General features: G+C 40.4%; 18 protein-coding genes. 7 read left to right on the top strand and 11 right to left on the bottom strand.

What is annotated here, in order from left to right; genetic code table 11:
* Positions 1-93: 93 nt before the first annotated feature.
* A complete protein-coding gene (locus tag DEAC_RS17630) occupies positions 94-885 on the top strand; it encodes a lipid II flippase Amj family protein (protein ID WP_047811399.1) in 792 nt (263 codons plus the stop codon).
* A gap of 13 nt (positions 886-898) precedes the next feature.
* On the opposite strand, the gene DEAC_RS17625 is transcribed toward DEAC_RS17630, so the two are convergent.
* From DEAC_RS17625 to DEAC_RS17595, 8 genes are all read right to left on the bottom strand, one after another.
* The gene (locus tag DEAC_RS17625; RefSeq protein ID WP_047811398.1) at positions 899-1,582 is read right to left on the bottom strand and encodes a response regulator; all 684 of its coding nucleotides are present in this window, start codon (positions 1,580-1,582) and stop codon (positions 899-901) included.
* The gene (locus DEAC_RS17620) at positions 1,575-4,280 is read right to left on the bottom strand and encodes a sensor histidine kinase (protein WP_047811397.1); all 2,706 of its coding nucleotides are present in this window, start codon (positions 4,278-4,280) and stop codon (positions 1,575-1,577) included. Before DEAC_RS17620 ends, DEAC_RS17625 begins: the two co-directional genes overlap by 8 nt.
* 77 nt (positions 4,281-4,357) lie before the next feature.
* Complete coding sequence (gene kdpC, locus DEAC_RS17615) at positions 4,358-4,936, bottom strand: potassium-transporting ATPase subunit KdpC (protein ID WP_047811396.1); 579 nt, start codon at positions 4,934-4,936, stop codon at positions 4,358-4,360.
* Between the two features lie 17 nt (positions 4,937-4,953).
* Complete coding sequence (kdpB, locus tag DEAC_RS17610; protein ID WP_047811395.1) at positions 4,954-7,011, bottom strand: potassium-transporting ATPase subunit KdpB; 2,058 nt, start codon at positions 7,009-7,011, stop codon at positions 4,954-4,956.
* Between the two features lie 27 nt (positions 7,012-7,038).
* Positions 7,039-8,736 carry a potassium-transporting ATPase subunit KdpA gene (gene kdpA / locus DEAC_RS17605; RefSeq protein WP_047811394.1) on the bottom strand — a complete coding sequence of 566 codons (1,698 nt, stop codon included), beginning with the start codon at positions 8,734-8,736 and terminating at the stop codon, positions 7,039-7,041.
* A 60-nt stretch (positions 8,737-8,796) separates the two neighbouring features.
* Complete coding sequence (gene kdpF / locus DEAC_RS24825; protein ID WP_152671438.1) at positions 8,797-8,883, bottom strand: K(+)-transporting ATPase subunit F; 87 nt, start codon at positions 8,881-8,883, stop codon at positions 8,797-8,799.
* Between the two features lie 539 nt (positions 8,884-9,422).
* Positions 9,423-9,815: a cyclic nucleotide-binding domain-containing protein gene (locus DEAC_RS17600; protein ID WP_047811393.1), complete on the bottom strand. Its 393-nt coding sequence runs from the start codon at positions 9,813-9,815 to the stop codon at positions 9,423-9,425.
* A 9-nt stretch (positions 9,816-9,824) separates the two neighbouring features.
* Complete coding sequence (locus DEAC_RS17595; RefSeq protein ID WP_047811392.1) at positions 9,825-10,157, bottom strand: hypothetical protein; 333 nt, start codon at positions 10,155-10,157, stop codon at positions 9,825-9,827.
* A gap of 159 nt (positions 10,158-10,316) precedes the next feature.
* On the opposite strand from DEAC_RS17595, the gene DEAC_RS17590 reads away from it, so the two are divergent.
* The 4 genes from DEAC_RS17590 (at position 10,317) to DEAC_RS17570 (ending at position 13,515) form a co-directional block, all read left to right on the top strand.
* Complete coding sequence (locus tag DEAC_RS17590; protein ID WP_161796468.1) at positions 10,317-10,682, top strand: hypothetical protein; 366 nt, start codon at positions 10,317-10,319, stop codon at positions 10,680-10,682.
* A gap of 121 nt (positions 10,683-10,803) precedes the next feature.
* The gene (locus DEAC_RS17585) at positions 10,804-11,010 is read left to right on the top strand and encodes a hypothetical protein (RefSeq protein ID WP_047811390.1); all 207 of its coding nucleotides are present in this window, start codon (positions 10,804-10,806) and stop codon (positions 11,008-11,010) included.
* Between the two features lie 346 nt (positions 11,011-11,356).
* Positions 11,357-11,674 carry a hypothetical protein gene (locus DEAC_RS17580; RefSeq protein ID WP_047811389.1) on the top strand — a complete coding sequence of 106 codons (318 nt, stop codon included), beginning with the start codon at positions 11,357-11,359 and terminating at the stop codon, positions 11,672-11,674.
* 401 nt (positions 11,675-12,075) lie between these two features.
* Complete coding sequence (locus DEAC_RS17570) at positions 12,076-13,515, top strand: APC family permease (RefSeq protein ID WP_047811387.1); 1,440 nt, start codon at positions 12,076-12,078, stop codon at positions 13,513-13,515.
* Positions 13,516-13,784: 269 nt separating this feature from the next.
* On the opposite strand, the gene DEAC_RS17565 is transcribed toward DEAC_RS17570, so the two are convergent.
* Positions 13,785-14,678: a GGDEF domain-containing protein gene (locus tag DEAC_RS17565; protein WP_053006485.1), complete on the bottom strand. Its 894-nt coding sequence runs from the start codon at positions 14,676-14,678 to the stop codon at positions 13,785-13,787.
* Between the two features lie 480 nt (positions 14,679-15,158).
* On the opposite strand from DEAC_RS17565, the gene DEAC_RS17560 reads away from it, so the two are divergent.
* Both DEAC_RS17560 and DEAC_RS17555 read left to right on the top strand, forming a co-directional pair.
* Positions 15,159-15,797 (top strand): lactate utilization protein, encoded by a 639-nt coding sequence (locus DEAC_RS17560; protein WP_047811386.1) that lies wholly within the window; start codon positions 15,159-15,161, stop codon positions 15,795-15,797.
* 124 nt (positions 15,798-15,921) lie between these two features.
* Positions 15,922-16,599 carry a methyltransferase family protein gene (locus DEAC_RS17555; RefSeq protein ID WP_047811385.1) on the top strand — a complete coding sequence of 226 codons (678 nt, stop codon included), beginning with the start codon at positions 15,922-15,924 and terminating at the stop codon, positions 16,597-16,599.
* A 36-nt stretch (positions 16,600-16,635) separates the two neighbouring features.
* Here the strand turns inward: DEAC_RS17555 and DEAC_RS17550 are convergent, their stop codons facing one another.
* Together DEAC_RS17550 and DEAC_RS17545 are read right to left on the bottom strand one after the other, a co-directional pair.
* Positions 16,636-17,145, bottom strand: a complete 510-nt coding sequence (locus DEAC_RS17550) for a CinA family protein (protein ID WP_047811384.1) — start codon at positions 17,143-17,145, stop codon at positions 16,636-16,638.
* A gap of 161 nt (positions 17,146-17,306) precedes the next feature.
* Positions 17,307-18,284: a uroporphyrinogen decarboxylase family protein gene (locus tag DEAC_RS17545; protein WP_047811383.1), complete on the bottom strand. Its 978-nt coding sequence runs from the start codon at positions 18,282-18,284 to the stop codon at positions 17,307-17,309.
* Positions 18,285-18,298 lie beyond the last annotated feature (14 nt).

Here is an 18,298-nt window from a genome sequence, read left to right as displayed (position 1 = left end):
ATAGTTTAGTATACGACATGTAGGTTGTCAAGCATTTCTGTTCTTCTTCCGACATAGTCATATCAAGGATAAGGTCGGATGGAGGGTAAAACTGTGCAATTCAATATCTCTCAATTATTTCTTTCTACATTCCTAATTCATATTATTGATACCTTTGCTTATTCCGTACGGCTTAATTCTGTTAAAAGCAGGCAATTCGCCTTGTCCAATACCTTTTTTAACCTTTTCTACCTGGTTTCTCTGGCGGCACATACCCTTCAAGCCCCTTTAATTGGAGAATTGATGGATATTTCTCTTAATCAAAAGAATGATCCACTTCCATCTATGCGCAAAGTCATCTGGATAGCGGCATTAGGGGTTCTTATGGGTAGTTTGTTAACCCCGACTTTTTTAAGTTGCTTCTCTAAAGCAGTAAGCAACCTCGAACGATCAGGTTCTGTACCATCCATTATTATGAATACCTTAAGATTCGACAATATCCGGAAATTCTTTTGGTACATTAAATTACCGTCAAAGAACATGGTAAATACTCTCCCCTTTCGTAAAATCCCGGGCGAATTAATGGCGCTCAATGCTTTCGTCACCGGTCTCTATACAATTGGAGTGATGTCGGCTTTCTATTCCACATTACTGGTTAATACTGAACACCGTCTGGCAGCTTCGGCGTCGGCAGGTATCATTAACACTGCTGCCAATATTATTCTCATGCTTTTTGTCGATCCAAAGTCTTCGATTATTACTGATCAGGCTTTAAGGGGAAATCGACCCTACGAAGATATCAAGGCCCTTGTCGTTATGCTGATCGGTTCTAAGTTAGCTGGAACCTTGATGGGGCAGGTGCTTCTTATTCCAGTTGCCCACGTTATTGCAATTATCTATCAGTAATTATATAGTGAAATTAAACTAGTTTATATCCGATCCCAGGTTCAGTAATAAGGTGAATCGGTTCCGAAGGATCATTCTCCAGTTTTTTCCTTAATTGTCCTATATATATCCTTAAGTAGTGGCTATTTGAATCTGTATGCGGCCCCCAAATCGTACTGAGAAGTTGATGGTGCGTTAGTATTTTTCCTTTATTTTGAGCTAGCAAGGTCAGTAATTGATACTCAATCGGTGTCAATTTGATCAGATTCCCATTGACTCTTACTTCGCGGTTTTCAAGATTGATAGTTATGTCTCCAAATTTCAAGATTACTTCATCACTTGTATCATAGCTATGCCTCAGAGCGTTTCGAATCCTTGCAAGAAGTTCTCCCATGCTAAATGGCTTGGTTACGTAATCGTCTGCTCCTAAATCAAATGCTAAAACTTTATCATTTTCATGTTCACGCGCAGTCAGAACAACGACCGGTACTTTCGAAGATTCTCTTACCTTTGTGATAACATCAATACCATCTGAATCAGGAAGTCCTAAATCCAAAACAATCAGATCGGGTTTAGTTTCAGTTATCTTTCTAAATCCTTCAGCGGCAGTATTAGCCTCATATACCTCATAACCATGTACTGCCAGAGAAACCTTTAGAAGTCTGAGAATTTGAGGTTCATCATCAATTACAAGTATCCGTTTATCTTTCTCATTCATGGTAATCTCCTATTTCTTCCGGAGTATTTGTAGGAATTTCAGTTAGCGGAATTGAAAACGAAATAGTAACTCCCCCGTTGTCCAAACTATTTTCTGCTCGTATGCTTCCGCCGTGAAGTTCAACGATTCCCTTTGAAATAGCTAAACCTAATCCCGTTCCGCTAATCTGGCGAGGAGAACGTACTCGGTAGAACTTATCAAAAATATGCTCTAGATCTTCCGAAGGAATAGGTACCCCCTGATCGTGAACGGAAAATTCCACTTGTTTTTCGTTATTTCTAACATTAATAAGAATTTGACTATCCGGCTTGGAATATTTCATAGCATTATCCAAAAGATTGGTAAGTACTTGTCTGATTAATACGAAGTCCACGTTAATCAATAAATCTTTATTGGAAATTTCGCAGACAATTTGCCGTTTGTTCACTAAACCTTCATCAAAATATTTAATGGATTCTTTAATGATTTCATTGATCGAACACCACTCCTTGTTTAACTTAAGCATATCGCTTTCTAGTCGAGCCATATCGAGTAAATTATTCACTAACTTATTCATCCTCATGGCACCAATTTTAATGGTTTGGAGAAGAGCCTGACGGGAAGAAGCATCGAAGAGATTGTCATTCTCTAAAAGGCTTGTTATAGCCCCTATCATTGAGGCAAGCGGAGTTCGCAAATCATGAGATATAGAGTTGAGTAACGCGGTCCGAAGCTTTTCAGATTCACTCAAAAGCTGGGCCTCTCTTGCCCTTTCAACCAACGAGATTCTGGCGATAGCTAAAGCTGTTAAGCTTGCAAAGGCATCAATTAAATTCCTTTTTTCGGACAATATATATCTTTCCGTATTTTTTAGTTGTACTCCTAGCACTCCGCAAATTCCTTGTTCGGATACTAAAGGCAGATAAAATCCTTTGGCCCCGCCAAGTGTATCCGTGCCCTTTCCCGCAATTTGCTTATTTTGAAAAGCCCATGCAGCGACTGCCCTTTCGTTTTCTTCGAAGGTACTTCCCATGTTTGAACTAGCACGTAAAACCAACTGCCCATTTTTTTCGGGAACTAAAATAACGACGTCGCCTTGAATAATGTCAGATACTTTTTTGACGACACTTTCCAGTACAAAATCCAGCTCAGAGACTGCCGCAATTTCACGGCTTAACGAATAAAGAGCAGCAGTTTGAGACTCACGCTGACGAGAATTCATAATTTGAATTCTTAACCGAGTGGATAGATTACCTAAATAATAGCCTATCAGAATCATAATTCCAAAACTAATTAAATACCTCAAATCTGCTACAGTAAACGTTAAAACTGGAGGGATTGTAAAAAAGTCGTAGGTGATAATCGATACAATCGCTGTGAAAACACCAACCTTTTTTCCATAACGCCCAGCACTCAAAAGGACAGGCAGCAAATAAAGCATGGCTGTATTAACCAAACCCAACTCAGAACTTCCTAACCACGCTAAAACTGTAATAACTGCCAGCGACACAAACGTTGTCACATACGGAATAAGATTATTCGCTTTATTTAGGCGAATCTTTTTTAGTTCATGATCTTGTTTGATCTTGGGAACATCTCCTGGTATCACATGAACACTAATATTTTGGCTTTGCCTAAGCACCTTCTCGACAATCGATCCCGTAAAGCGGTCCCGAAGTTTAAGGTTTCCGGGTTTGCCAATAATAATTTGGGTTGCATTACGTTTTTGGGCGACTTCAAGTAACTCTTCGACAACATCATTACCGCTTAAAGATATGATTTCAGCATTCAATTCTTGAGCTAAATGCAAGCTTTTAGCCAGCTGGTCCTTTTGCATTTGTTGTTTTAAATAATTTGAAGGAGTGTCGATGTAGACTACAAGAAGTTCAGCTTTCATTCCTTCGGCAATTCGTTTGCCCATTCTAATCAGCCGTTCCCCAAAAGGGCTGGTACTAATGCAAACCATGACCCGTTCACCAGCCGGCCAAGGACCCTCTATGCCGTGAACCCGCATGTAGGATTCCAATTGCCGATCAACTCTCTGGGCTGCAAAGCGCATAGATAGTTCTCTTAAAGCATTAATATTCCCCGGTCTAAAAAACTTGTCCAAAGCATGTTTCGCTTGATTAGGTACGTAAATTTTCCCTTCTTCCAGGCGCTGAATTAAAGCCTCTGTTGGAATGTCAATAAGATGTATTCTGGCGTTTTCTAAAATTGAGTCCGGAACCGTTTCACGAACGGTAACTCCCGTTATCTTCGCAACGATATCATTAAAGCTTTCAACATGCTGAATATTAATTGTTGTATAAACATGGATTCCCACTGCCAGGAGTTCCTCAACATCCTGGTAGCGCTTCAGATGCCGTGAACCGGGCACATTAGTATGAGCTAATTCATCCACTAAAACTATTTCAGGATGGATTGACAGTATTTCATCAAGGTCCATCTCCTTCAAGACCCTGCCGTGATACTCAATCTCTTTAGGGATAACTTTAGGAACCCCTTCCATTAAGGCTATTGTTTCTGGCCGAGCATGCGGTTCAACCCATCCTGCTACAAGTTTAATGCCTTCGGACAATCTTTCCCGGGCAACTTCCAGCATAGCATAAGTTTTTCCGACTCCAGCTGCAGCTCCTAGGAAAACCGTTAATTTTCCTTTTGTCTGATCCTGTATATCAGCCAAAAGCTCATCGGGATTAACACGCCTTTTCTCGTTCATTGTTTCCTCCCCATTAAAGCAAAGCATAGCCAAGCAGTTAATTTACGTTTTTTAACTGTTTGGCTATATCTATTTAATTATTTCGTTAAGTTATCGAGATCAAGGTTAAGCTGCAAAACATTAACCCTCGGCTCACCGAATATTCCCAATTGAGGCGAAGCAGTATTTCTCTGCACCAGATTTTTAACGGTCTCAGCGGAGAGATTCCGTAATTTTGCTATTCTTGGGATTTGAATCATAGCTCCTGCTGGAGTAATATCCGGGTCTAAGCCGCTGGCAGATGCCGTCACAAGATCAGAAGGAACAGCTTGGTTAGGGCTTAACCCATTTTGTTGACGAATATTATTGGCTCGTTCAGCCACACTGTTTAAAAATTCTTTATTGGTTGGCCCCAAATTAGATCCTCCCGATGCTGTGGCATCATAGCCGTTTTTCCCTGCGGCTGAAGGTCTCGACTGAAAGTACTTAGGATCATTGAAATTCTGGCCTATTAATTGGGATCCCACGACCTGGCCACCCTTATACACTAAAGAGCCATTTGCCTGGTGAGGGAAGATTATCTGAGCAAGACCGGTTATCACTAAAGGATAAGCAATCCCTGTCAGTACGATCATCACAAGCAGCATGGCAAAACTTTTCGCAAATTGCTTTAGCATCTTTAAAGACTCCTTTCTCACGCCCAGTGTAAGGCGGAAATAATCAAATCGATAATTTTAATCCCTATAAACGGAACGATCAATCCGCCCAAACCATAGAACAAAAGATTTTTCCGTAAGATAATATTTGCTCCAAGTGGTTGGTATTTCACCCCACGTAAAGCGAGAGGAACCAATGCTACAATAATTAGGGCATTAAAGATGACCGCTGAAAGAATGGCACTTTGGGGTGTTGCCAGATGCATAATATTTAATATCTTTAATTGCGGGTAGGTTGCAAAGAATAAAGCGGGAATAATGGCGAAGTATTTGGCTACATCATTGGCAATACTGAACGTCGTTAATGAACCTCTTGTCATTAGAAGCTGTTTACCTATCTCCACAACCTCAATGAGTTTTGTAGGGTTACTGTCTAAGTCAACCATGTTTCCGGCTTCCTTGGCAGCCTGAGTACCGCTATTCATAGCAACGCCTACGTCTGCCTGAGCAAGTGCCGGCGCATCGTTTGTCCCATCCCCTGTCATTGCCACAAGATGTCCTTTATTTTGGTAATCTCTAATAAGTTTCAGTTTTGCTTCCGGAGTAGCTTCGGCTAAGAAATCATCAACACCGGCCTCTGCTGCAATAGCTGCCGCAGTGAGTGGATTATCGCCGGTAATCATCACAGTTTTTATACCCATTTTACGGAGCTGGGCAAAACGCTCTTTAATACCGCCTTTGACGACATCCTTAAGATAAATAACGCCTAATGCCTGAGCTCCCTCGGCTACAACTAAAGGCGTGCCCCCTTTTTTGGCAATATCCTCTACCGCAGTAATGACATCGGGGGCCATAATCCCACCTTGTTCACGGACATATTTTTCGATGGCATCTGTTGCCCCTTTGCGGATTTCCCGCCCCTCCAGGTTAACACCGCTCATTCTTGTTTGAGCACTGAACGGTATAAAGATCGCTCCTAAACTATTAATATCACGTTCTCTTATATTGTACTTTTCTTTCGCTAAGATTACGATACTTCGTCCTTCGGGAGTTTCATCAGCAAGCGAGGATATTTGGGCTGCATCGGCGAGTTTTTCAGCAGGTACACCCGACGCGGGAATAAATTCAGTCGCCATCCTGTTGCCTAGGGTAATGGTTCCCGTCTTATCGAGCAGCAAAACATTGACATCTCCGGCAGCTTCTACTGCCCGTCCGGACATCGCCAAGACATTCCGTTTTAACAAACGATCCATTCCGGCAATCCCAATGGCACTGAGCAGTCCTCCAATGGTGGTAGGAATAAGGCAAACTAATAAGGCAGCCAGTACTGGGACAGCTACAATAGTACCTGAATAGATAGCATAAGGTTCAAGGGTCGCCACCGCAAGTAAGAAAATAATTGTCAAACCTAAAAGTAAAATCGTCAAAGCAATTTCATTTGGCGTTTTTTGTCGTTTGGCTCCTTCAACTAAATGAATCATCCGGTCGAGGAACGTTTCCCCAGGATTTGCTGTAATTCTTACTTTAATCCAGTCTGATAACACTTTCGTCCCGCCGGTAACGGAACTTCGGTCACCACCGGATTCACGAATAACGGGGGCTGATTCTCCTGTAACAGCGCTTTCATCAACAGACGCGATTCCTTCAATCACTTCACCGTCACCAGGGATAACATCTCCAGCCTCTACTAAAACAATGTCATCTTTGCGTAAATCCGGAGCCGGAACATTGACGATCTTCTCTCCATCGAGCTTTTTGGCTAAGGTTTCACTCCTCGTCTTCCGTAAAGCCGAGGCTTGTGCTTTTCCTCGCCCCTCAGCAATGGCTTCAGAAAAATTGGCAAAGATGACTGTTATCCATAACCAAATGGCAATTTGCAGATTAAACCCTAACGTCTTGGCATGTGCAAATAAATCTCTTAATACAAAAAAGGTACTTAACACTGCCACGGCCTCTACCACAAACATCACCGGATTACGCCACATGATAGATGGGTTTAGTTTTTTGAAAGCGTCCTTTACAGCTTCTACTATCATTGCAGAGTTGAAACTTCCGGAAGAGGTCTTCTTACCTTCATGACTCACATTTTCTTGCATGTTACTGCCTCCAAGTTACAATTGAGATTATTTTCCGATCATCATTAAATGTTCAACAATAGGACCTAAAGCAAGCGCCGGAAAGAACGTTAAGGCACTGATAATAATGACTATCCCGGCAAGTAAACTTCCAAAAAGCAGCCCTGTTGTCTGAAACGTACCGGGTCCTTCCGGCACAGCTTTCTTCTTGACCATACCGCCTGCTATGGCCAGAACCGGAAGAATGATCCCAAACCTTCCAAGAAGGATAGCTATCCCTAAGGCAATGTTATAAAACGGTGTATTGGCATTTAAGCCTGCAAAGGCACTGCCATTATTCGCAGCAGCTGATGTAAAAGCATATAGAATTTCGCTTAAGCCATGAGGGCCGGGATTTAAAATCGACGATGTTCCAGCTTTTGTGATACTCGCCAGACCACTGCCAACCAAAATAGTTACGGCCGGTACGAGAATCGCTATGGTCGCCATCTTCATTTCCCAGGATTCAATTTTTTTACCCAAATACTCTGGAGTTCGGCCAACCATTAAACCTACGATAAAGACTGTTAAAATCACAAAGATGAGCATACCGTAGAGTCCTGCGCCAACTCCGCCAAAAACAACCTCGCCCAGCATCATTTGCAGCATTGGAACCATGCCGCCGAGAGGAGTTAGGCTGTCGTGCATTGCATTAACGGCTCCGCAAGAGGCTGCTGTGGTAACTGTAGCAAACAGCGCGGAATTCGCAACGCCGAAACGCACTTCTTTGCCTTCCATTGCTGATGGACCACTTATGCCTAAAGCTGTCACATTGGGATTTCCAAAGATTTCGCTAGAATAGGTCACCCCCACCAAAATAAGAAATAAAACAAGCATGGTGACAAAGATGACCCTGCCTTGCTTGGGATTACCCACCATCCGCCCAAACGTAAACGGTAAAGCAGCCGGAATTAGCAGAATAAACAACATTTCCAAAAAGTTGGTTATGGGCGTAGGGTTTTCGAAAGGATGAGCTGAGTTGGCATTGAAAAAGCCTCCCCCATTGGTTCCAAACATTTTAATGGCCTCTTGAGAAGCAACCGGACCCATAGCCAGCGTTTGTTTTCCGCCATCAAGCGTTGTAAGGTGTAAATAAGTGCTGAAATTTTGTATAACACCTTGTTGAGTTAAAATAAGCGCCCCGATGATTGACAAAGGAAGCAGAACCCACAAAATAGAGCGAGTTATGTCTACCCAAAAGTTGCCGATAGTTGAAGCCGATTTTCTGGCTAAACCTCTTGTAAGGGCAACGACAACAGCTATTCCTGTTGCAGCGGAAACGAAGTTTTGTACGGTTAAACCTGCCATTTGCACTAAATAACTCATAGTCGACTCACCGGAATATGCTTGCCAGTTAGTATTCGTAATAAAACTTGCAGCCGTATTAAAGGCTAGGTCAGGGGAAACTGTTCCAAAACCCTGAGGGTTAAGAGGTAGATACTTTTGTAACAGCTGAAGTAAAAACAGGACTATAAAACCGCAAAAGTTAAAGATAAGGAGTGCCCCGGCATACTGTTTCCATCCCATTTCGGACTGTTCTTCAGTTCCTGTTAAGCGGTAAATCAGCTTTTCGAGTGGACGAAAGAACGGGTCAGTCCAAGTTTTCTCTCCACTAAATACTTTGGCCATATATCTGCCCAAAGGAACAGCTAAAACTGTCAGAATGACAACATAGAGAAGTATTTGTACAATATCCATCGTTCTCATCAAATGATCCTCCATTTTAATAGTAAGGAAGTACTTCCATCGGGTTTAATAAATGAAAATCTAGATTTTTTCAGCATTAATTAGTGCGTAACTCAAATAAACCAAAAGACTGATTGTAACTATGCCACCCAATATTAGATCTAACATCTCCAGCCCTCCTCTTCTGATAACCCATATCATAAGTTATTATGCTGTAAAAAAGTTGTAAATAATCGCTTCGCAGCGTAAACAAAACGTAAAAATTCTGGGCTTTGATATTGCTAATTACTTTTACTATCAAGATAAACTCTTTGACTAAAACTCGTTCCACGTTCCATAATTGCTATTCAAATTTACATATCTCCTTTCAAGTAGACTTGATACAAACTAGTGACCTTTAGCATTCTGTGTAAGTCTCTTTTTAAATCAGCATAATCATATCTTCTAAATCCATAAAATTTCTAGTTATAGCCAATAATTGGTTCGTAAATACTAAGTAAAAATGTCGTAAATGTACATTTGATTCTTAGGAAAAAGGAGAGCTTACCGCTCTCCTTTTTAGTGAACTCTAGTATCTAAGCAAAAATGTCATTGTTATTAATGTTTTGAATATGCTAGAGCTTAAAGTATTGGTTTGTGGAAACATATCGTAGTAGAAGAAAAGACCGTGCATCTGATATCATGCTACTATTAATTTATAATAAATATTAACGTTCCTTTCGATTAGAAGAACCACCGCGTCTTCCAACTATATTCTTTTTGAACTTAGCACTTCCATAAAGGCAATCATATTCTTCTTCTTCTCCAACAGGCGTGATTACGTCGGTTAGACCTGCTACCATAGTAATTTCATTATTTGTTGCGACATCTAATAAAGCCGCAGCTTCAAATAGAGCAACTACTACATCTTCTTCAGTTTCGATACTTACATCAATAGGTTCAAGAAGAACCACAGAATGATCGTTCGGATGAGAAATATAGACTTTCGTCAAATCAATAATTGTTTCTGCTCCTTCAGGAAGGCTCATTGAAACTGCCACTCTACCATTCGGTCTGACATACCCACGTTTAATTTCAACAGTTACTTTATAACAGTTCATATAATCCCCTCAAATTTTTTTTTTACATTGCCCGCATCCATCTTCCCCATCCTCTTCTGCTGAAACAGGTACAAACCCCAAAATGCTGCGTATCGAGTAAACTCCAATTTTGGGTTTGGCCGTTGCTTCACCGCGTGAGAGTTCTAATTTAAGAAGCCCTCCATCAACCTCTTTGACAATACCGGTAATATTTGGGGGCCTCCCCGCTGGAGGACTTGTACTCATTAGAAGCTGAATCCTTTGCCCTTTTACAGACATCAATGCCTGTTGCATGTTATTACTACATACATAATGCACGATTTGCAATACTAATCCTTTAATACCTAAGGCATTACCATCCAATAATAATCCCCCCATTCCATAACCATACTAACTTATTATATGGCAAAATATTCCACGTGTTATTCGGCATGTCTTTGAAACCATGCATAATCTACTTTTCGATATTTTGTTAGCTTGTCGCCTTAGAAACTACTGAAACATAAAATAATTAAAACTATAATGATTGGAAGGGATATTATGTTTTTACAAAACTGTAAATATGAGGACATTAAAACCATCTGGACTAATCTTATAACATTTTTGGGGTATATCAACTCAATATTGCTCAAGACAGACATCGAACAAAATCTAGGGAACTGGTCTCAGGGACAAAGAGTTTTTATCGCTTGGGAAGGCGGTACAGCTCAAGGCCAGATTGCGAGAATCAACATCGGCGGAATTACACTTTATAATGTCGTTGTAAATAATATGGCTATGGAAACGCTGAACATTCGCATGGCCAAAATCATTGCAATCGGTATTTCTGCGCCAGAACCAGAACCAGAACCAGAAATAGAGAAAACGCCCATGTGGAAAAGACTTTAAGAAATCATCTGAGGATATTGAGAAAATCTTTGTGCTTGTCACACCTGTCCCTTTCAAACATACATTAAATTAGAAAGGGACGACAGACCTTTCGAAAACTTGGATAAGGAGGTGTTTTATAATGCCTGAAGGTGGAGGCTTGTTTGATTCTTGGACTCAGGGACAACAATTAGTAATTGCCTATTCAGGTGGAACCGCCAGAGGTTACCTCGCTGCTATGCAAGGTAACATTGTATCCCTTTATAACGCAACCCTCAACGGAGTAGCAGTCACGACTCTCAATATATTAATGCCTGACATTATATCCGTCGGCTTAGTTGGAACCTAAAGCACGATATTATTGTTAAACTTGTCATAATCACAAGTATTAAAAGAACTATAAGAATTCTGGTAAGGGAGCGTCGCTAAACTACTTTTTGAAGTAGTAAGTGATGCTCCTCATATCTATCAGCTTTAGCTGAAAAAGTTCACTGATTAATGAATAATCCGATTTAAATAGAGTATTATATTTTATTTTATAAAGTTTAAAAATAAAAACATTATTCCAAGCATTGTAAGCTAATTTTAAATATGTAATAATTAGTACAAGCAGAAGAAAATATCAGGTTTAATATAAAATTTGCTTCTAATGTACATTAGGAGCTGCTCTGTATAGAAAGGAGTTGACTATAGATTTGCTTAACAAAAACTTTTTAAGCGATGTTCGGGAAGCTTTAACAATAAATCAAAAATTCAGCGAAAATAATTTTCTAGTTAAGAAAATTGAAACCCAATCCAATATTACTCTTTCTATCATTTACCGTTTTGACCCGGAGTTCTATTTCCAAGCCAGCGTACCTAAGTCAGAGGATATTAATTATAGTATCCCAACCCAATTTAACCCTAAAACCACAGCAAATGGTGAATTGAAGAGAGTTACTGATTTGAAAATTTCTATATCTTCATGGACTGAGCAAATATACAAAGAACTCATGGTTAGATTTTATAACTAATACGATAATGTTTTACCAAACTTTCTTGTTTTAATACAACTGTGACGTGCAGATCAATACACCGGCTTTTCTTTATTGTTGGAAAAGCCGGTGTATTTTTATCTATTGTCTTAAAGCAGGCCATACCGAAGGTGATCAATCTTAGAAAGCTATATCCCATATAGCTATTTTGTATATTCACGTTTTAGATAGAGGCTTTATAATTTATAAATGGCTATTGAGATAATTGTCGAATTGTATGGTATTGTTGCTGTTATTCTAGAATATTGTCATTATCGTAATCAGTTTATAATTTTGGGGGAGGGCTTTATGACTGAAAGTGAGAAGTTTACAATTCCGATTTCTAGTGATCTCTTTAGGTTATCCAATTATTGCTTATGGAGTGGAAAGGACGTTCAATTATGAGTAAAAAAGAGCAAACACCGGTTTCTTCCGAGCGTACTATCGATTGGAAGCAGGGCCTGGCCATTGCAATGGGTGTGCCCTTGCTGATTCTGCCATCCATCGGTTACTTTACAAAATATGTTCTGGGTTTTTCAATCATTGTCTGGGTTCTTTCCATATTTCAGGGGTTCATGCAAAATACGGCATATGGCGAAATGGCTTCCGTTTTCCCCCAGGCATCTGGTTTGCCCGGTTTTTCTCAGGAAGCCTTCAAGGGAACCACCATTGGCAAATATGACATCGGCAAACTTGTAGGTGGATTCAGCGCATGGGGCTACTGGTTCTCCTGGAACTCCGTTTTAGCCGTATACGCCATGTTAATCGGCCAGTATCTGCACAACCTGCTGCCCGCATTTGCAAATGTCGATACCACGGTTTTATCGATTCTTTCCGGCCTCGTTGTGTTCTCTCTTTTAATTCTAGTCTGTTATCGCGGTCTGGCCAGTGGAGCCATCCTCGGCTATATTCTGAGCATCGTTTCCATTGTTCCCCTGGTGGTGCTCTCTGCCGCCCCAATGCTGAACGGAAAATTCCATCTCAGCAATATCACGCAAAATATGCTTCCCGCTGCCTGGAGCTGGAGCAGCGGCCGAGATCTTCTGATATTCGTAGGAATTATGGCCATGGCTGAATGGAGCGCCTGCGGCTGGGAAACCGCGGCTATCTACGGACCAGAGTATAAAAATCCCAAGACAGACATTCCCAAATCCCTGTTCTCCTGCGGCATTATCTGCGCTTTTATTTATGTTTTCGTACAGGCGGCTTGTATCGGAGCGCTTGGGACAAATGCTGTAATCAATGAGCCAAACTCGCCCATGTTGTTGCTCGCCCAGCAGTCTTTCGGAAGCGTCGGTGCGACGATTGCCGTGTTTATGCTGATTGCCTCTATGATTCTGATCATCCAGACTGCGTTTTTCGGCTCCGCCAGAGCGATGGAGTCTATGGCGAAGGAGGAGAATCTCCCGGCAATTTTCGGAAAAACAAATATGTATGGAACTCCAGTGATTGCAATGGTGGTCACAGCGCTATTTAATATGGCGCTGATCACGCTAAAATCTCCTGCGGCCGTTCTTGCCGCTTCAGCAATTGGCTACATATGTGCCAACGGCATCAGCCTGTTCGCCTATGTAAAAGTATACTCCGACAAAAAGCTTCGTTCGCTGCACAGAGAATTTAAGGCTCCTTCTGGATGGAAGATCATCGCGCTGATTTGCGCACTGGTCAATATTCCACTGTACTTAGTTGGAATCACGTATCTGAACGCCCTGGACTCCGGTTGGTCGTCAACACTTGTGGGAGTGGGTGTGCTGCTTTTATATATCCCGCTGTGGTTTTATACCCAGCACCTTGTCTCGAAAAATCAACAATACCATGCTGGCAAATCAAAAGCAGCTTAAGCGTTTTATTACTTAGCGCTATGTTCGGAAAATGCGCCTCTTCCCCTAAAGGCGCTTATTTACGAGGACGAGTGAGCAGACCTTATTCACTTAAAGCACGTGTCAGAAGAACTCCGGACACGTGCTTTTGTGCTTTTGAAAGGGCGATCATTCTCGATTTGCAAATTAATGACGGACTCTTTTGCTCCCTCATAAAATAACTCAAGACCATCAGCTATCTCAAGGGATGAGCCACATAGGATTCATCGACATACCATACATTGCTGTTGTCACAAACGTGGAAACATTGTACTACCCATTTCTACTCGATTTCTTCCATTTTCCTTTGCAATATATAAAGCAGCATCAGCATTATTCAATAGTTCGAAATAACTACTATTTTTCGCTGGAACCATTGTTGCGAGACCAACACTAACTGTTAAATAATCACATACTAACGATGATTCAAACCGGATTTTCAAATCTTCTACCGATTTTCTAATATTTTCGGCGATATAGCGTGCTCCCTCTAGGTTGGTATTAGGGAGAATAACTGCAAATTCCTCCCCACCAAATCGTGCGGAAACGTCACCAGCTCGCTTAGTTTCTTTTATTAGTGCTTTTGCAACCTCTTTTAAACAATAATCTCCTGTATTGTGGCCATATGTGTCATTGAACTTTTTGAAGTAATCTATATCGACCATAATTATGGAAACCGGCTTTTGGTCACGTATAGCCCGAAACCATTCCTTGGTAATTGCCTCATCAAAATACCGTCTATTATGTATACCCGTTAAAAAATCGTGGTTCGAACTAAAACTTAGTGTTTCATTAATGAGCTCTAAATCTCTTGTTTTCTTTAAGAGATCATTTTTTAAAGATCCAACAATCAAAATCATTATTGGTATAAATATACAGCTTATGAGAACACGTTTCCAATTATTTGGAGAATACATTAATAGATGTCCAGAACTTGAGAAAAAAACTAGTGAATAAGTTATTGTAAGCAAACAACTTATAGCACCGGAAATATAACCACCTAAAAAAGTAAAATAAACTATTAATGTGATTAATATAATATTCGGATTTGGTATTTTAGTAAGATATAAAACTATGATCGTTATAACTGTCGAGATAAAACTAGTTATTGGAACATATTTTTTAATACTATGTTTGCCACTCAAATAGATCATCTCCAGTTTTTACCACATCCATATTAACTCTCTCACTGTGAATACATATATTTACATATATTCATTATTATAATCTTCTTTTATTTCTAACCATTCCACATCTTTCCTCTATTTCCTCCTATGTTCGTGAAATTAATCTAAAATAAGCATAAATTCAATTCTACTTTATAGAGAATATACAAACATAATATCTAATCTAGTCGATAACAAAAAGACTGAATGAACTTATCATCCAATCTCAAAATATACCGCACAAATTCAATTACTTTACCAAAATTCCATCACCCCCTGTATGATTAGCTCAAATAGTTCTAGCATTCCTTTTGGGTAGTATCTACCCTAAAAGTGCATACTTTCATATTTTTATCTATTATATATAATTATACATATAGCTCGCACATAAACTAAACGTTGGAGAATAAGAACATGTTTAAAAGTAGTTATTAAGGCAAAAAAGAAGGGGGATTTATCATGGAAATTAATGAATGGCACAATGAAACAATTGGGCGCAAGGCTGTTGAAGCTTTAAAAAAGAATGAGTTTGACGCAGTGTATTTTGCAACCGCTGAAGAAGCGGCGGCTTTTATTATGAATCACGTTAAACCAGAAATGACCGTGGGTTTTGGCGGCTCAATGACAATCAAGAACATGGGAATTCAAGATAAGGTTAACGCTGTCGGCGGCAAGGTTTTGGACCACGGTGCACCAGGTATTGCCCCGGAAGAAAAGATAGCTATTTCCCGGCAAGAAATGCTGAGTGACTTATACCTGTGCAGCAGTAATGCCATTACTCTGGACGGTATGCTTGTAAATGTTGATGGCTTAGGAAATCGAGTCGCTGCCATGAGTTTTGGTCCCAAAAAAGTAATTATCGCAGCTGGTGTCAACAAACTCTGCCAAAATGAAGCTGCCGCCTTTGCAAGATTAGAAGGGATCGCAGCTCCTATGAATAATAAAAGACTGGATACTCCAAATCCTTGTACTAAAAGCGGTGTGTGTGTTAACTGTCAATCCCCGACCAGAATATGCAGGGTATATTCTGTAATGAGGAAGAAGCCGATGGCGGCAGATATAACGGTATTAATTATTGGTGACAGCTGCGGATATTAATCCTGCAAGAGCATTATTTAATGAAGGATATTGCAAATGCCTCTTCTTCTCTATTTTGGGGTATATTATTGTTGAAGGTTTTTAGGAAACAATAAACTCCAGGTAGGAAATTGGAGGGCTTGTGATGATTAATTTATTAGGGAGAACATTAGCCGGATTTTTAATGCTTATAATAGCCTTGGCTGCCTTTATTTTTTTACCTGCATGGACAATTAATTACCTGCAGGCTTGGATCTACCTGCTAACATTTTCAATTTCGGTAATACTGATAACTCTATACTTATTTAAAAAGGACCTACAATTGTTAGAACGTCGTCTCAAAGCAGGAGCAACCGCTGAGAAAGAAAAGAGCCAGAAAGCGATACAAGCCCTGGCAAATTTGTTTTTCTGTTTTGTATTCATTTTTGCAGGGCTTGATTTTCGCTTTCATTGGTCCCGAGTACCCCTAAATATTAGTTTATTTGCCAATGTTTTTGTTGTCTTAGGATTTTATATAGTATTTCTGGTTTTCAAAGAGAACAGCTATACTTCCGCCATAATTGAAGTAGATAAAAATCAGGAAGTCATTTCAACAGGACCCTATAGGTTGGTACGTCATCCTATGTATTCTGGGGCAATACTAATGATGATATTTTCACCTATTGCTTTAGGTTCTTATTGGGCTGTACTCTTTGTAATGCCATTGATCCTTACCATTATTCTTCGGCTTCTGGATGAGGAAAAATTCCTATCGAAAAACCTATCAGGTTATACAGACTATTGTAAAAAGGTTCGTTATCATTTGATACCTTTACTTTGGTAAATATCTAATGACGTTCAGAACGCTCTGGCAGGGTGTTTACACTTTGACCTTGAAATTCAATAGTGCCTTATGTATCGATTCAAGAACATCCACCACTCTATTTAGAACGATTTCTGTAACAAATTGTTTCTGATCATGCCTCTTCATTATCGGGACATTTATTTTTTCCGCAGTTGCTTGCTCCGCTTTAAATACGATTGCAAAATAGACAACCCCTGCTTCGCTGCCTTCATTATGTACATCAATATTTGAGAAGGTTCCGGTTACTCCAACACTAAAATCAGCTTGGGTATTCTTCTGACCAACAACAGCCATAGCCTTTGCACACTCTAAACTATATACGCCATATTTCTCTAGAATATCTTCAGAAATTCCAATAGCTAGTTTTTGGCGGTTTGAATAAGTAACATAACCCCCTGGAGTGACATCCGATGCTCCTTCTACATCTGTAATCGCAGAAATGATATGTCCTCCTGTACAACTCTCAACAGTTGTGATGGTTGCAGACAGCTCTTTAAGCAACTCTACAACTCTTTCTGCACTCATAAAAACTTCACCTCCTTAGGAATGATCGCCAACCTTATCAAGGAATATTTCAAAACTATTCTGGGACAAATTATTAAATTTATGTCTTAAGCTAGTAGAGTTTTCAGTTCAAAATTAATGAAGAGAAAACCTCCGGAGATGACTTCGGAGGTTTTCTCCATTTAAAACATTTCCTTGCTCACTTTATCAATCTCGGAGCTTACACAATCATAGACACCGGGGAAAGAACTGACGCCCAGACCTTGGGTTAAACAGGGGATGAAGTAAAGCTTTCCGCAATGTGTGCAAGCCCTTCTGACTTCTTCAGCACAAATCTCCTGCGTCCAGTTCGGAAAGTCGATGGTACCGCTGTCCAAATCGCCCATGAAAGAGATTTTCCCGCCATATTTCTTGATCAGCTCCGGCGTGTTATTGGTCGTCATGACTCCCTGCCAGATGTCAATTCCCATTTCAATCATATAATCGACTAGGTTGGCAGCATAAGAATCACTGTGGTGAACGATCAGTTCGACGCCATTGGCCTTATAGAAACCGTAGACTTTTTTATAAGCGGGTAAGTAAAACTCTTCAAACATTTCCGGAGAAATAAACGAATTTTTTTGACTGCCCCAATCGTCATGATGGAAAAGTGCATCGGGATGGATGTGGTCGATTATTTCTTTTGCATAAGCCAGCTCAAAATCAACTAGGTAATCAATCAGCTCATGCATAGCTTCAGGCTCCTCATATAACGCCATCAGGGCATCTTCCATGCCCATAAGATTATGGCACTGTTCAAAGATTCCCGGTGCAACAAACGCCGTCACGAATTTTTCATTGCGGTCCACAGAGTCAGCATGTGCTATGGCTGGAGCCCAGAATTCATCAGACGTCGAGATCACCGGTGCTTTGACGTACTTTTTCCACTCGGTAATATCTTTTAATACCTTGTGCTCGTCATCATGCACAGGAAACTGACCGATCTGTCCTTCAGGCCATCTGTAAGTGATTCCCCAGCTGTTTACGCCCTCCCCCCCGATCGGAAGCTTTTTATCAAAACGGGTTTCCATAATTATTTCCATGAATTCATACTGGTTGACAAAACGATCAGGTTTGCCACCTCTGATTGTTTCGAACAAATTCTGTCTTGGAGTTAACATGATCTGGTATCACC

The sequence above is a fragment of the Desulfosporosinus acididurans genome, assembly GCF_001029285.1.
Taxonomy (GTDB): domain Bacteria; phylum Bacillota; class Desulfitobacteriia; order Desulfitobacteriales; family Desulfitobacteriaceae; genus Desulfosporosinus; species Desulfosporosinus acididurans.
This window is presented reverse-complemented; position numbering and strand designations above follow the sequence as displayed.

Bases quoted from the DNA above. Each gene is read 5' to 3' on its own strand.
- DEAC_RS17625 (WP_047811398.1), bottom strand. From the start codon at position 1,582: ATGAATGAGAAAGATAAACGGATACTTGTAATTGATGATGAACCTCAA.
- DEAC_RS17620 (WP_047811397.1), bottom strand. From the start codon at position 4,280: ATGAACGAGAAAAGGCGTGTTAATCCCGATGAGCTTTTGGCTGATATA.
- kdpC (WP_047811396.1), bottom strand. From the start codon at position 4,936: ATGCTAAAGCAATTTGCGAAAAGTTTTGCCATGCTGCTTGTGATGATC.
- kdpB (WP_047811395.1), bottom strand. From the start codon at position 7,011: ATGCAAGAAAATGTGAGTCATGAAGGTAAGAAGACCTCTTCCGGAAGT.
- kdpA (WP_047811394.1), bottom strand. From the start codon at position 8,736: ATGAGAACGATGGATATTGTACAAATACTTCTCTATGTTGTCATTCTG.
- kdpF (WP_152671438.1), bottom strand. From the start codon at position 8,883: ATGTTAGATCTAATATTGGGTGGCATAGTTACAATCAGTCTTTTGGTT.
- DEAC_RS17600 (WP_047811393.1), bottom strand. From the start codon at position 9,815: ATGAACTGTTATAAAGTAACTGTTGAAATTAAACGTGGGTATGTCAGA.
- DEAC_RS17590 (WP_161796468.1), top strand. From the start codon at position 10,317: ATGATTGGAAGGGATATTATGTTTTTACAAAACTGTAAATATGAGGAC.
- DEAC_RS17585 (WP_047811390.1), top strand. From the start codon at position 10,804: ATGCCTGAAGGTGGAGGCTTGTTTGATTCTTGGACTCAGGGACAACAA.
- DEAC_RS17570 (WP_047811387.1), top strand. From the start codon at position 12,076: ATGAGTAAAAAAGAGCAAACACCGGTTTCTTCCGAGCGTACTATCGAT.
- DEAC_RS17560 (WP_047811386.1), top strand. From the start codon at position 15,159: ATGGAAATTAATGAATGGCACAATGAAACAATTGGGCGCAAGGCTGTT.
- DEAC_RS17555 (WP_047811385.1), top strand. From the start codon at position 15,922: ATGATTAATTTATTAGGGAGAACATTAGCCGGATTTTTAATGCTTATA.
- DEAC_RS17550 (WP_047811384.1), bottom strand. From the start codon at position 17,145: ATGAGTGCAGAAAGAGTTGTAGAGTTGCTTAAAGAGCTGTCTGCAACC.
- DEAC_RS17545 (WP_047811383.1), bottom strand. From the start codon at position 18,284: ATGTTAACTCCAAGACAGAATTTGTTCGAAACAATCAGAGGTGGCAAA.